This is a genomic window from Chitinophagales bacterium (assembly GCA_017303415.1).
Classification (GTDB): domain Bacteria; phylum Bacteroidota; class Bacteroidia; order Chitinophagales; family Chitinophagaceae; genus SpSt-398.
The window spans coordinates 110,273-123,035 of the sequence record JAFLBJ010000002.1 but is presented as its reverse complement, the minus strand read 5'-3'; the positions used below and the strand labels follow the sequence as shown (position 1 = coordinate 123,035).

General features: G+C 45.2%; 14 protein-coding genes. 4 read left to right on the top strand and 10 right to left on the bottom strand.

All coding sequences use genetic code 11. The annotated features are described in order from the left end of the window. Positions 1-12 precede the first annotated feature (12 nt). The 3 genes from J0M30_14315 (at position 13) to J0M30_14305 (ending at position 5,429) form a co-directional block, all read left to right on the top strand. Complete coding sequence (locus J0M30_14315) at positions 13-1,944, top strand: sialate O-acetylesterase (GenBank protein MBN8668669.1); 1,932 nt, start codon at positions 13-15, stop codon at positions 1,942-1,944. A 63-nt stretch (positions 1,945-2,007) separates the two neighbouring features. Then, positions 2,008-4,074: a polysaccharide deacetylase family protein gene (locus tag J0M30_14310; protein MBN8668668.1), complete on the top strand. Its 2,067-nt coding sequence runs from the start codon at positions 2,008-2,010 to the stop codon at positions 4,072-4,074. 977 nt (positions 4,075-5,051) lie between these two features. Continuing rightward, positions 5,052-5,429 carry a GxxExxY protein gene (locus J0M30_14305; GenBank protein ID MBN8668667.1) on the top strand — a complete coding sequence of 126 codons (378 nt, stop codon included), beginning with the start codon at positions 5,052-5,054 and terminating at the stop codon, positions 5,427-5,429. Positions 5,430-5,855: 426 nt separating this feature from the next. On the opposite strand, the gene J0M30_14300 is transcribed toward J0M30_14305, so the two are convergent. From J0M30_14300 to J0M30_14275, 6 genes are read right to left on the bottom strand one after another with little or no spacing between them, the layout of a single operon-like run. After that, positions 5,856-6,899 carry an AI-2E family transporter gene (locus J0M30_14300; GenBank protein ID MBN8668666.1) on the bottom strand — a complete coding sequence of 348 codons (1,044 nt, stop codon included), beginning with the start codon at positions 6,897-6,899 and terminating at the stop codon, positions 5,856-5,858. Then, on the bottom strand, positions 6,900-7,319 hold the full coding sequence (locus J0M30_14295; GenBank protein ID MBN8668665.1) for a hypothetical protein: 420 nt from the start codon (positions 7,317-7,319) through the stop codon (positions 6,900-6,902). It lies immediately after the preceding gene. After that, entirely contained in the window at positions 7,291-7,674 is a 384-nt protein-coding gene (locus J0M30_14290; GenBank protein ID MBN8668664.1) for a hypothetical protein, read from the bottom strand. The genes J0M30_14295 and J0M30_14290 overlap by 29 nt, the downstream gene beginning before the upstream one ends. Beyond that, on the bottom strand, positions 7,675-7,881 hold the full coding sequence (locus J0M30_14285) for a YtxH domain-containing protein (protein ID MBN8668663.1): 207 nt from the start codon (positions 7,879-7,881) through the stop codon (positions 7,675-7,677). 28 nt (positions 7,882-7,909) lie between these two features. After that, a complete protein-coding gene (locus J0M30_14280) occupies positions 7,910-8,080 on the bottom strand; it encodes a DUF1328 domain-containing protein (GenBank protein ID MBN8668662.1) in 171 nt (56 codons plus the stop codon). A 19-nt stretch (positions 8,081-8,099) separates the two neighbouring features. Continuing rightward, the gene (locus tag J0M30_14275) at positions 8,100-8,621 is read right to left on the bottom strand and encodes a hypothetical protein (protein MBN8668661.1); all 522 of its coding nucleotides are present in this window, start codon (positions 8,619-8,621) and stop codon (positions 8,100-8,102) included. A gap of 122 nt (positions 8,622-8,743) precedes the next feature. Here J0M30_14275 and J0M30_14270 point away from each other — a divergent pair, with 122 nt between their 5' ends. Continuing rightward, positions 8,744-9,346 carry a DUF4142 domain-containing protein gene (locus J0M30_14270; protein ID MBN8668660.1) on the top strand — a complete coding sequence of 201 codons (603 nt, stop codon included), beginning with the start codon at positions 8,744-8,746 and terminating at the stop codon, positions 9,344-9,346. Between the two features lie 22 nt (positions 9,347-9,368). Here the strand turns inward: J0M30_14270 and J0M30_14265 are convergent, their stop codons facing one another. From J0M30_14265 to J0M30_14250, 4 genes are all read right to left on the bottom strand, one after another. Next, complete coding sequence (locus tag J0M30_14265; GenBank protein MBN8668659.1) at positions 9,369-9,776, bottom strand: hypothetical protein; 408 nt, start codon at positions 9,774-9,776, stop codon at positions 9,369-9,371. Between the two features lie 159 nt (positions 9,777-9,935). Continuing rightward, entirely contained in the window at positions 9,936-10,532 is a 597-nt protein-coding gene (locus J0M30_14260) for a ferritin-like domain-containing protein (GenBank protein ID MBN8668658.1), read from the bottom strand. A 39-nt stretch (positions 10,533-10,571) separates the two neighbouring features. After that, a complete protein-coding gene (locus J0M30_14255) occupies positions 10,572-10,979 on the bottom strand; it encodes a hypothetical protein (protein ID MBN8668657.1) in 408 nt (135 codons plus the stop codon). Positions 10,980-11,129: 150 nt separating this feature from the next. After that, on the bottom strand, positions 11,130-12,548 hold the full coding sequence (locus J0M30_14250) for a sigma-54-dependent Fis family transcriptional regulator (protein ID MBN8668656.1): 1,419 nt from the start codon (positions 12,546-12,548) through the stop codon (positions 11,130-11,132). Positions 12,549-12,763: the final 215 nt, after the last annotated feature.

The window sequence follows — 12,763 nt, the reverse complement described above, 5'->3', positions numbered from 1 at the left end:
TTCTCGTTGGTAATGAAAAAAATATTCTTCCTGTCACTCCTGGTAGTGACCCTGCAGCCATTGTGTGCCCAACTGCGATTGCCAGCCCTTGTGCGCGACAGCATGATCCTTCAACGCGATACCAAGGTCAGGATCTGGGGATGGGCTTCACCCAAAGAAAAAGTAGAAGTAAAAGTTAATGGGCGCACTTATAACACACGTGCCCAGGCCAATGGAAATTGGGAGGTTTTTCTGGCCCCCACCCCTGCAGGTGGCCCTTATACAATGTCCCTGAAAGGAAAGAACCGGATCGAGTTAAAAGATATCCTCTTTGGTGATGTCTGGTTTTGCTCAGGACAATCCAACATGGTCCATCAATTGAACATTCATGATGTTACCTATGCCCGTGTGATCGCCGAGGCCAATGACCCGCAAATACGCCAATGCTGGATACCCACGCTGGCCGACCTGAATGGCCCGCGAACCGAATTGCCGGCCGTGTATTGGAAAGCCGCTGTAGGCGAAGATATCCGACCCTTTTCCGCCGTGGCCTATTTCTTTGCCAAAAAGATCCATGATAAATACAAAATACCCATTGGCATCATCAACTCAAGTGTAGGCGGTACGCCCATTGAGGCCTGGACCAGTGAAGAAGGTTTACAGGATTTCTCTTCTCTTATTTCCCAGATCCAAAAGAATAAAGACACGCAGTATGTCAATTCATTGATCCGGAATAATGCGGCACTTCCCCGCCCTGCTCCGCCTGTTGACCTGGGTCTTGAAGCAAAACCCACCTGGTATGACCCGGCCTATGTGCCCGGCGGATGGCGGCGTATTCACATTCCCGGTTTTTGGGAAGATCAGGGGGTGAAGGACCTGAATGGTGTTGTATGGTACCGAAAAGAAATTGAAATTCCTCAATCCATGGCAGGTAAACCTGCCCGCGTTTTCCTGGGAAGGATCGTGGATGCCGATGAATTATATATCAATGGAAAATCGGTAGGTCGCACCACGTACCAATATCCCCAAAGAAGGTACACTGTACCGGAAGGAGTATTAAAAGCAGGAAAAAACCTCTTTGTGATCCGGGTAACCAACAATGGAGGCAAAGGTGGATTTGTTCCCGATAAACCCTATTGTATATTCTCCGGAATGGATACTGTATCCCTGATGGGTGATTGGGATTATAAAGTGGGTGTTGTGTTTCGGCCATTTAACGGCCCAAGGACACAACCACCTGTTAATGCACCCAACCAACCTACTGCGTTGTACAACGCCATGGTTGCGCCCGTGATACCCTATACGATCAAAGGGATATGCTGGTACCAGGGGGAGAGCAATGCCGGAAGACCCGTGGAATATGAGGCCCTGATGAAAGCGCTGATCGAAGATTGGCGAAAAAAATGGAACCTGGGTACACTTCCCTTTTTCTATGTTCAATTGCCTGGCTTTATGGATTACAGTTATCTGCCTGGAGAAAGCAATTGGGCGCGGTTAAGAGAGTCACAATTAAAGGCCATGAAAACTGACCGCACCGGCATGGCAGTCGCCATTGATCTGGGCGAATGGAATGATATACATCCCGATAATAAAAAGGATGTGGGGGAAAGACTCGCATTATGGGCCTTGTATGAAGCCTATGGTGAAAAAGAATTGGTTCATTCCGGTCCAATGCTGGAAAAGATTGACGTAGGCACAGAAAAGATCACGCTTCATTTTACCCATATCGGATCGGGTCTGATCACCCGGGATGGAGAAGCCCCTGCTGAATTTGCCATTGCGGGTGAGGATAAAAAATTTGTTTGGGCACAGACAAGATTGGAAGGCAATAAAGTGGTGATTTGGAATGATGAAGTAAAGAACCCCAAATATGTTCGGTATGCCTGGGCGGATAATCCGGTCAATCCCAACCTGATCAATAAGGAAGGATTGCCTGCTTCACCATTCCGCACAGACCCTGATTAAATACGCCTATAACAGCATAAATTGTTTACCATGGTTATGCTGTGAAAATTAAAACCCTTTGTCATGAAAAGATTTCATTGGCCCTTGATCGTATTGCTATTGGGAAATACGGCCATGCAGGCACAATTCAACCAACCCTGGCAAGGAAAGAAATGTGCCGTTGTGATCACCTATGACGATGCCATTGACCAGCACCTCGACAATGCCTTGCCGCTGCTCGACTCCCTGGGATTAAAGGCCACCTTTTATGTTACCGCCTTCTCGCCCTCCGTACAAACCCGAATGGAAGAATGGCGTGGCATGGCTGCCAAAGGACATGAACTGGGCAACCACACGCTGTATCACCCCTGTGCCGGTGGCCCGGGCAGAGAATGGGTGCCAAAGGAATATGATCTCAGCACCTATACTCTCAAACAAATAGTGGACGAGACACGCATGACCAATTTATTTCTGCAAGCTCTCGATGGAAAAACGGAAAGGACCTTTGCTTATACCTGTGGCGACCAGAAGGTGGAGGACAGTTTTTTTATAGAACCGCTTAAGAAAGATTTTATCGCGGCCCGTGGAGTAAGGGGCGAAATGCACAAGATCCAGGACATTGATCTGTATAATACCGATTGTTATATGGTCAATCACCACAAGGCCGAACAAATGATTGCCTGGGTGGAAGAGGCCATGCGTACCAATTCAATGCTGGTGATCTTGTTTCATGGCGTGGGCGGTGGAAACGGGTTGGATGTAAGCTTACCCGATCATCGACAGTTCCTGCAGTATTTAAAAGACCATGAGAAGGATATTTACATTGCGCCGATGGTGGATGTAGCCAAACATATCCGCTCCTGGCAGACCCGGGATAAGGCCATGAAGGCGACCCAGGCACAAACGCAAAAAGATTATAAGGATATGACCGGGAAACTGGGAATAACCTCTACCCGTCCTGGACCATCTGGTAATCCATCTGCACCCAATGCGGCAAATATCGACGAATCCAAAGCCTCTCCGTATACCACCCTGCCCGATCCGTTGAAATTAAAAAATGGAAAGACGGTCAATAATGCTTCTGCCTGGTGGAAGAAAAGACGTCCTGAGATCGTGGCAGCATTTGATAAAGAAATTTATGGACGTGTGCCAACAAATACACCGGCGGTGCGCTGGGAAATAAAAAGCCGACGGGATTCGCTCTTTGGCGGAACCCTGGCGGAAGTAAAGGAACTCGTAGGGCATGTAGATAATTCATCTTATCCTGCGCTTACGGTAGATATCCAGTTTTCGCTGGTATTGCCAAAGCACATTCAGCAACCAGTACCTGTGATGATCGAGTTTGGATTTATTTTCCCTCCGGGGTTCAGGCCACCGGCCCCTCCTCCGGGTACGCCTGTTCAAAAATCATGGCAGGAACAATTATTGGAAAAGGGATGGGGTTTTGGTATTCTGGTACCTACCAGTTACCAGGCTGACAATGGCGCGGGTTTGACAGAAGGGATCATTGGATTGTGTAACAAAGGCCAGTTTCGTAGTCCTGATCAATGGGGCAGTTTGCGTGCCTGGGCCTGGGGTGCGAGTCGAACGATCGATTACCTGGAAACGGATCCCGGTGTTGATGCAAAACGCGTAGGGATCGAAGGGCTTTCGCGATATGGGAAGGCCGCTATTGTTACGATGGCGTATGAACCGAGGATCAGTATTGGCTTTATTGGTTCTTCGGGTGCGGGGGGTACAAAAATTTTACGACGTGTATATGGGGAGCAGGTAGAGAACCTGGCCTCCTCGGCAGAATATCATTGGTTTGCCGGTAATTTTATTCGCTATGCCGGTCCCCTCACTCCGAATGATCTGCCGGTAGATGCCCATCAGTTGGTTGCGCTCTGTGCGCCACGCCCCGTATTCATCAGTTCAGGTTCTCCCAATGTGGAAGGCCGCTGGGTTGATGCAAAGGGTATGTTCCTCGGGGGCGTACATGCATCTCCTGTTTACGAGTTGTTGGGGAAGAAAGGGCTGGGTACGGATCAGTTTCCAGAGGAGAAAACAGGATTATTGAATGGAGATATAGCCTGGCGGCAACATGAAGGTGGTCATACCACTGGACCGAACTGGGAGTATTTCATTCAATTCGCGGGGAGATATTGGTAGACATCTGTGCGAAAATTGTAAAGTGTTTATTCCCATATTCCACGTTTTTTCTCCTTTGTGTCCTTCGTGTCTTCTTTGTGTCCTTCGTGCCCTCCTACGCCCGACTTGCGTAGGAGGACACAAAGGACACTAAGGGTGCACGAAGGACACGAAGATTTTTTGGAGGAAAATTCTATTTTACCCATCAAAAATTGGTCATTTGTAGAGGCTGTGTAGTGCTTATTCCCGAATTCAACGTTATTTCTCCTTTGTGTCCTTCGTGTCTTCTTTGTGTTCTTCGTGCCCTCCTACGCCCGACTTGCGTAGAAGGACACAAAGGACACTAAGGGTGCACAAAGGACACGAAGTTTTTATGGAGGAAAATTCTATTTTACCCATCAAAATTTGGTCATTTGTAGAGGCTGGGTAGTGCTTATTCCCGAATTCAACGTTATTTCTCCTTTGTGTCCTTCGTGTCTTCTTTGTTTCCTTCGTGCCCTCCTACGCCAGACTTGCCTAGGAGGACACGAAGAACACTAAGGGTGCACGAAGGACACGAAGATTTTATGGCGTAAAGTTCTATTTTGACCCACCAACAAATGGTGATAGGTAGAGGCTGTTTAGTGCTTATTCCCGAATTCAACGTTATTTCTCCTTTGTGTCCTTCGTGTCTTCTTTGTGTTCTTCGTGCCCTCCTACGCCAGACTTGCGTAGGAGGACACAAAGGACACTAAGGGTGCACGAAGGACACGAAGTTTTTATGGCGTAAAGTTCTATTTTGACCCATCAACAAATGGTCACTTGTACAGGCTGTTTAGTGATTATTCCCGAATTCAACGATTTTTTTCCATTGTGTCCTTCGTGTCTTCTTTGTGTTCTTCGTGCCCTCCTACGCCAGACTTGCGTAGGAGGACACAAAGGACACTAAGGGTGCACGAAGGACACGAAGTTTTTATGGAGTAAAGTTCTATTTTGACCGATCAACAAATGGTCAAACTATGGATACAGAGGAGATCATAAAAATCATACTAGACGAATCGATCTACATTCATAAGTCAATAGGCCCGGGCATGCTGGAGAATGTTTACCACTCCTGTCTTGCCTATAGATTAAAGAAAAGAGGGTTGTTTGTTGAAACAGAAAAGCCAATACCCTTGATATTTGAAGAAATAAAAATGGAATGCGGATACAGGGCCGATCTCGTAATTGAAAGAAAGGTGGTCATTGAAGTTAAGAGTGTGGAAGCAGTAATCCCTTTGCATCTGGCACAGACCCTAACTTACCTACGATGTCTTAATCTTAGATTTGGTCTTCTCCTCAACTTCAACACTGTCTTATTTAAAAACGGTATTAAAAGAGTGGTAAATGGTTATTAACCTTTGTGTCCTTCGTGCATCCTTTGTGTTCTTTGTGTCCTCCTACGCCAGACTTGCGTAGGAGGACACAAAGGACACTAAGGGTGCACGAAGAACACGAAGTTTTTATGGAGGAAAGTTCTATTTTGACCCATCAACAATTGGTCATTGGTAGAAACTGAGTAGTGCTTATTCCCGAATTCTACGTTTTTTCTTCTTCGTGTTCTTCGTGTCTTCTTCGTGTTCTTTGTGTCCTCCTACGCCAGACTTGCGTAGGAGGACACAAAGGACACAAAGGGGGCACGAAGAACACGAAGGGTGCACGAAGAGCACGAAGGGTGCACGAAGAACAGGAAGGGCACAAAAAAAATACCCCGCCTGGACAGGAAGGGTATATACTTAAATCACACTGAAACCATCCAAATATATTTTGTAAAGCAACCAACTCTATTCCTGCTGAAGGTCCTCCCGTCGCTCCGCCACAAACTCACTTCGATATATGCGTGTCAATATTATGATGTAACTGATCAATAAAGGACCGAAAATGAGACCAATAAATCCAAACAAACCCAACCCCACAATAACCCCTAACACTGTAATGACCGGATGTATATTTGAATACATCTTTAATATCGTGATTCGGGCGAAGTAGTCAATATTACCCGTAACCAGTAAACTATAAAACAATAATCCTACAGCCATTCCTGACTCACCGGATGTATACGTGTAGATTACCAGAGGGACCCATACCACCATGGTACCCACTACCGGAAAAAAAGCGAATAACCCTGTTAGGAACCCCCAGAATACAAATTGAGGAAGTCCAAATAAATAATATCCCAGCATGGCCGCGGCGCCTTGAATAGCCGATATCATTGGAATTCCCAAGGCATTGGCCTTTACCATACGTCGGGTTTCGGTAGCCAGTAAATGAGTGCTTTCCTGATTGAGTGGAATCCAGCGCAACAACCTTCTTTCCATTTTGCTACCATCCTTCAATAGAAAATAGAGCAGGAACAACATCAATATAAGGTTGGTGACCAAATTGATCGAACTGTTGACCAGCGATGGGAGCCAATTAAACAATCCTTCCAACCATTTACCCACTTGTCCACCTCCAAGCCATTCCAATCCATTCTTCTGCGTAAAGCCATCCACAGCCTGCCCCAATTTTCCTACCGCATCGGCAGGATTCTCCAGAATGGGACGGATATAAGGCCCTGCCAGCGTTAGTCCCAGATAAACAGGTGCACCTAACACAAATAAGTAGCCCACCACATACATCAGCGCTGTTAGACCCGGTCCCCACTTTCTGGAAAAGACCAATTGGAAAAAACTTTGTCTGCTTAACACATATAAGGTTATAGCCCCGAGAATACCAGGCATAAATATCCGAAGTTCAAAGAGCGACAGGATTACCAGTATCAGGATCAGCATCAAAAGAAGCAATCGCGTCATTAATTCATTAAACCGCATACCTGGATTTTCCATTTAAATAGTTCTGGATTCCTGATCTGCCGGATGAGGGACAGGCTCACCACTCTCCGGCGAGTCGCCCTGTCCGGCGAATAATTTATTCCAATCGATATGGGCGATCATTTTCATAAACTGGTTTGATAAGAACCCTGTAAATAATGGCGCAAAAAGGCGACCCCATCCTTTGGTTCCGGCGAATACGGCTTTGCGGAATAGAAAATTGGCCGAACGTTTGACTCCGGATATCAACAAGGGATTTTCTGTTCCAAAAAGAAAGGCTCGATGTACCCAATTGATTCCATTAAATACAGGATCCAATTCCTTTTCCAAACGCATATGGTGTTCTCTAAGCACTCTTTCATTGGCTTTTAATAAACGTCGGAGACGTTCTTCTTCCAGTACCAGTTCATGGTAATGTTTGATCTGTTTGTTCATCTTCAAAAACCTGTTGAATAAAACGATCCCGAAATAAGGGGATCAAAATCCATTTTCCCAGCAGGATAACCACCGGAACAAGGAGCCCAAACCCAAGTCCGACCAAACCAAAACCCAGATACCGGTTATCAAGCTTATCCCCTATCCAAAAAGCCAGTGCCAACCCTATAAAGAGAATAAGGAAGAGAACCAGAACCACCAATATCCCTTTCACCATCCAATGCGCAACCCATCTGGAAGATAGGCGAACAAAACGCATCACATTCAGTTCCACCCATGTTTCCAGATAACTGCGGCCCGACTTCAATAGATGGTTGGCCTCCTCCTTTATTCCGCTGCTATGCTGCTTATCCACTTACAGAGCTTGGTCTTCTAAAATTTCTTCACCATCCTGGGAAATTTTTTGAAAAAGGCCCTTCCCTTTGGCCAGGAGATCTTCTCCTTGCTTTTTAAGTTTTTTACGTAACTCGCTTCCTTTTTCCGGAGCGATCAACACACCAATCAGCACCCCGGTAAGGAGTACGGAAGCGACACCCAAAGTGAATTTCATTCCCTTGTTCATAGTATATAATTTATTTTATGAAGAAATATTAAATATCCCCTTTTACGGGCTTCCCCCGTATAATGGATATGAGAAACAAAACAATAAAGATGAAGAATACGATCTTGGCGATACCTGCGGCGCCAAGTGCAATGGTTGTAAACCCAAACACTGCAGCCACAATGGCTATTAACAAAAAGGCAAGTGACCAACGTAACATAATTTTCAATTTTAGGTGATTAAATCGTCAGCCGCGCACTACCAACAGGGTTGGTCACACTGTCCGCTTCCGGACAAGCGAAACACACCCGCAGACTGGCTGTTCTTTTTTGTGAGCGGGCCAGGTGACGGGAGAATATTTTCCTCAAATCCCGGGAAAAGATTCCCCGCCGACAAAGCAATTTCATATACACCAGAGAAAATGTCTTTTCATCTTCTTCAAAAAAACGAATAAGTTCCTGCCACTGACATCCAGGTGACAATTTGGGAATTCCAGGCCAACTCGCATAGAGTTCCCCTTTACCATCTTTGCGATCAGCGGGTTCAGATAACAAGAGTGGAGATAGCCAACTCCTTAACTCCAGCAAGTTGGTTCTGGATTCCTGTATTAACTGAGAAATCATAGGTTGAATGACCTTGTGATCCACCCACTTATTCAAGCGCATCATACTTGTGATTCTTTCCCTGTGAATGTATATAAGGTCAAGAATCATCTGTTGCTGATTGACCGTAGTGGTTTTTGAAACGGTTTCCTGAACCATAGCAGATCTTTTACTGAAACCTTGAAAAAACCATGCCAGTCAATTCTTCCATTCATTTCAAGTTGGCATGAATATTTCCTTTACCCTATTAAATTATTCATCACTATTCAAAATGACTCAGTATGCGAAACAAGATTTTATGCCTATTCATGACTGTTACATTTTTTGCCTGTAACAATGCTGCCAATGACAGTGTAGATGAAGCGGATTCGATTAATAAAGCGAATCGGGAAAATGCCGAAAACAGGTACAATGATTCGGTTGGCGAAGGAAGGAGGATCTTAACTCCCACCGAAGAAACAGCTGATTTTCTGGTCAGAGCCGCCAATGCCACCATGACAGAGATACAATTAACACAATTGGCGATGGACAAATCCTCTCTGAGCAGCATCCGCTCCCTGTCAAAAGAACTTAAGAAAGACCATCAGGAAATGAATGACGAGATCAAACGACTGGCCAGGGAACGAAACATTGCCTTGCCGGATATGGTTTCCAATGAAAGTGAAAAAGACCTCACCGACCTGCGTCAACGTTCCGGAAATGATTTTGACAAGGAATTCATTAAAGAAATCATTGACAGGCATGATGAGTCCATTCGTTTATACGAAAATGCGGTTTCCAAAGGCGACGCGCCTGAGGTAAGAGATTTTGCCAGCAAGTGTTTACCTGCATTACGTTCCCACCGGGACAAGGCCAAAGACCTGCAAGACAAAACCTGGAAATAAGCTACTGGACAATTTGAAATATTTATTGGTTGTCACTGATCAACAGGTTGACAAAAGCCAGGACGGGAGGTAAGCCCATCAGAATAATCATTGCAGTACCCTGGGGCAAAACCCCGTCCTGGCTGTCACCTACATGAACAACTGCCGCAACGATATATAGTACCAGAATAAGGGTATGTACAAAAAGCGAATAATAATACTCATTCCATTCCTTGTTCTTCCCATTCATTCGCCGGATACGCCTGAAATAACCTACCGCAGCTACTAACGCGCTAACGCCTCCGATGGCTATACCCAGCAAGGCTAACCGGTACCAGTTCAAACCCAGTTTAGCATAATAAATAATGTAGACAGCATACACAATCTTATACACAAAGACCGGCCAAATCAATAAGACGAGCGATCGAAAAGAAGCGTTTTGTTGTTGCATAAAGGTTGGCGTAAACTGCATAACTAAAAAACTGTGCCATTTTTTGTTACGGAAAGAGTATAAAAAAGCCAGGCATAAAAATGCCTGGCCGTTCCTGACATCAACCTATTGCTTAAAAAATAGGTCATGGATAACAGTCCGGGTTATGTGAAAACTGACTCAAGAATAAACATCCTCTTCCACCTCGCTATGCTTTTCCCAGGAATAAGCCCCCTCCTGTTCAGCCTTTACATTGATATGACTTTCGGCTATATCCGTAAGTTCTTTGTCTGTCTGGTCTTCTTCCTGTAAGGTCTTTTCAAGCAGATCAGCAGCACGGTACAGGTCCATGGTCAACGCCAATTGAACCAGGCCACCGTAAGAAGCGATCTCATAATGCTCCACTTTTTGCGCCGCAATAATAAGCGCCGCATCGCGTGTCATGCTCCCTTCTTTGGTTTCCCGGATGATCTGGCGGGCTTCGGTGATCAATCCGTCAATGGCTTCACATTTTTTTGCTGAAGCAGTGCTTCCAATAAGTTGAAAGACCTTGTCCAATCTTTTTACATGTCGTTTGGTTTGCTGGAGGTGCTGTTCAAAGGCATCTTCAAGTTCTTCAGTGGTACAGGCTTTACCCATTTCCGGAAGTGCCTTCAGGAGTTGTTGCTCCACATAATAAATATCCTTGAGCTGATCCAGAAAGAATTTCTCCAGCAGGGGTGTGTCCTCCTTGCCTTTATTGGTTGTGCTATTGTTCGTACTTTTTTTGGGTGCCATAATGCTCCTTTTTTGTGGTTTTAATTTCGGAAGTGCGTATCAATACCGGTTGCGGTTATTCCCCTGGTATCCGCGGTTGCCTCGGCGTTGCTGTGATCTTTCCGGTCTTTCATTGTGATTTCGCTGATAGCCCCGGGAATATCCCTCATCATATCCGTAATTGGCGTCGCGATCAAAGTCGCGGTCCACCCGTTGCTCCTGATACCGGTTTGGATTGGAGTAGGAGGAACCATAATCACGACGATCAATATCTTCCTCTTCTCCATAGTACCGCCTTTCGCGATAGGGCGTTTCCTTATACCCCTCGTCAGAATCATCATCATAAAATACGCTGCGTGTAGCACCAAACTCTTCACTATAATTATCCTGGCGCACGTACCGATCATTTTCACCAGACCGGGGTTGTCGATTTGCGGAACCAAAACCGCGTCTTGAATAATTTCTCATACAAATAAATTTTTTTGATTGAATGTTTAGGAAATAACATGGACAAAATCCATGCCTCAGGGTTCAGGGCAGGAAACATCAATTCAAATGCGTAATAAAATCTACAATCCTGTGATGGAATAAAGGCACTGTGTAGAAATTTCTACATATCTATTGAATCCGCATATCGAGGGATTCAAAATGTCTTAATTTATTGTAAAGTGTTTTGCGGTCTATCTTCAGTATCTCTGCTGCCTTCTTTTTATTGAAATTTACCTGCCGGAGAACCTCTGTGATCAACTCAAACTCTGCCCTTGATACTACCGTGCTTAACAGTTCACCGGCCCCGTTGCCGTTATTAGACAACTCCTTGTCCAAAGACGGAGGCAGGTTAGAACTCTGTCCATTTCGCATTTCAACAGGCAGTGCTGCCAATTGGATGAAATCACCCGACGGGGTAAGCAGAACAGTTCGCCGCACTACATTTCTAAATTCCCGGATATTCCCCGGCCATGGGTAGGTATGGAAAAAATCCAATACCTCCTGGGAAAAACCCGGAATTTCTTTCTCCGTATCGGAACAGCACTCATCAAGAAAGTAATATGCCAGTGGTTCAATATCGTCCTTGCGTTCGCGGAGAGGTGGAATGGAAATCGAAAACTCGTTAAACCGGTGATACAGGTCTTCCCTGAACCTTCCCCGACTGCAAGCCTCTTTCAATATCTCATTGGAGGCGACAATGATTCGAACATCCACCTCCTGAAGTTTGTTTCCGCCTATGCGTTTAAACTTTCGCTCCTGGATTACACGCAACAGAACGGCTTGTACATCCAGCGGGAGGTTGCCGATCTCATCCAGAAATAAGGTTCCTCCATCTGCCAGCTCAAAATGCCCCGCCTTGTCAAATAAGGCTCCAGTAAATGCGCCTTTTACATGGCCAAACAATTCACTTCCGGCAAGCTCCCGCGAAAGGGTACCGCAATCAAGTGGAACAAAAGGTTTACCCGCTCTTGGACTATGATCATGTATGGTTCGGGCCATCACCTCTTTTCCGGTGCCACTTTCCCCATAAAGTATAACACTGTAATTAGTTCCGGCCACCAATTCCACTTCCTTTTGCAGTTTCTGTGCAGCCCTTGATTTGCCCTGAAAAAATTTGCCCGTTGAAGCCTCCGCCGACCTTCGTTTTTCGGTTTGAGATTTTACCAGTGTATCCCGGCCATTTGTATGATCCCCTATCAATTGACCCAGTTTCTCTAATACCTCATCCTGAATGAGTGGTTTGGTCAGATAATCAAATGCCCCCATCTTGATCACTTCCACAGCAACTTTCACATTTGAATATCCGGTGATCATTAATATGGCGGCATCGGGATCGTGCTCCTTAAGCCCGGAAACCAGTTTACAACCATCCATATCTCCCAACCGATAATCACAAATCACTGCATCAAATCGTTCAGCCTGAAAAAGAGCCAACCCCTTATTTCCAGAATAAGCTGTTCGGATCTCAAAATCATGTTTCTCCAGAAAACGAACCAATAATAGACAAAGATCTGCATCATCATCAATAATGAGTATTTTCTTGGACATACATAAGGATTTAAGGTATCAATTAAGGTAAAACTACGTGGCATAATTTCCCCACCGAAATCATGCCGGGATTTTTTTTCATTCCCACTTAGATGAGACTAAGTAAAAACCCTTTTGGCAAAAAAATTGTGGCAAAAGTGGTAATCCCCTTTGTATGACCGATTAATTAAAGTCTTGAATCAAAAACCACATAGACTCGTTGCTTTAATAATAGA

What these genes read in the sequence shown, in the direction of transcription:
- J0M30_14280 (MBN8668662.1), bottom strand. Translation starts at nt 8,080, where the DNA reads ATGTTACGTTGGTCACTTGCCTTTTTGTTAATAGCCATTGTGGCTGCA.
- J0M30_14310 (MBN8668668.1), top strand. Translation starts at nt 2,008, where the DNA reads ATGAAAAGATTTCATTGGCCCTTGATCGTATTGCTATTGGGAAATACG.
- J0M30_14275 (MBN8668661.1), bottom strand. Translation starts at nt 8,621, where the DNA reads ATGGTTCAGGAAACCGTTTCAAAAACCACTACGGTCAATCAGCAACAG.
- J0M30_14260 (MBN8668658.1), bottom strand. Translation starts at nt 10,532, where the DNA reads ATGGCACCCAAAAAAAGTACGAACAATAGCACAACCAATAAAGGCAAG.
- J0M30_14295 (MBN8668665.1), bottom strand. Translation starts at nt 7,319, where the DNA reads ATGAACAAACAGATCAAACATTACCATGAACTGGTACTGGAAGAAGAA.
- J0M30_14250 (MBN8668656.1), bottom strand. Translation starts at nt 12,548, where the DNA reads ATGTCCAAGAAAATACTCATTATTGATGATGATGCAGATCTTTGTCTA.
- J0M30_14300 (MBN8668666.1), bottom strand. Translation starts at nt 6,899, where the DNA reads ATGGAAAATCCAGGTATGCGGTTTAATGAATTAATGACGCGATTGCTT.
- J0M30_14255 (MBN8668657.1), bottom strand. Translation starts at nt 10,979, where the DNA reads ATGAGAAATTATTCAAGACGCGGTTTTGGTTCCGCAAATCGACAACCC.
- J0M30_14285 (MBN8668663.1), bottom strand. Translation starts at nt 7,881, where the DNA reads ATGAACAAGGGAATGAAATTCACTTTGGGTGTCGCTTCCGTACTCCTT.
- J0M30_14305 (MBN8668667.1), top strand. Translation starts at nt 5,052, where the DNA reads ATGGATACAGAGGAGATCATAAAAATCATACTAGACGAATCGATCTAC.
- J0M30_14270 (MBN8668660.1), top strand. Translation starts at nt 8,744, where the DNA reads ATGCGAAACAAGATTTTATGCCTATTCATGACTGTTACATTTTTTGCC.
- J0M30_14265 (MBN8668659.1), bottom strand. Translation starts at nt 9,776, where the DNA reads ATGCAACAACAAAACGCTTCTTTTCGATCGCTCGTCTTATTGATTTGG.
- J0M30_14315 (MBN8668669.1), top strand. Translation starts at nt 13, where the DNA reads ATGAAAAAAATATTCTTCCTGTCACTCCTGGTAGTGACCCTGCAGCCA.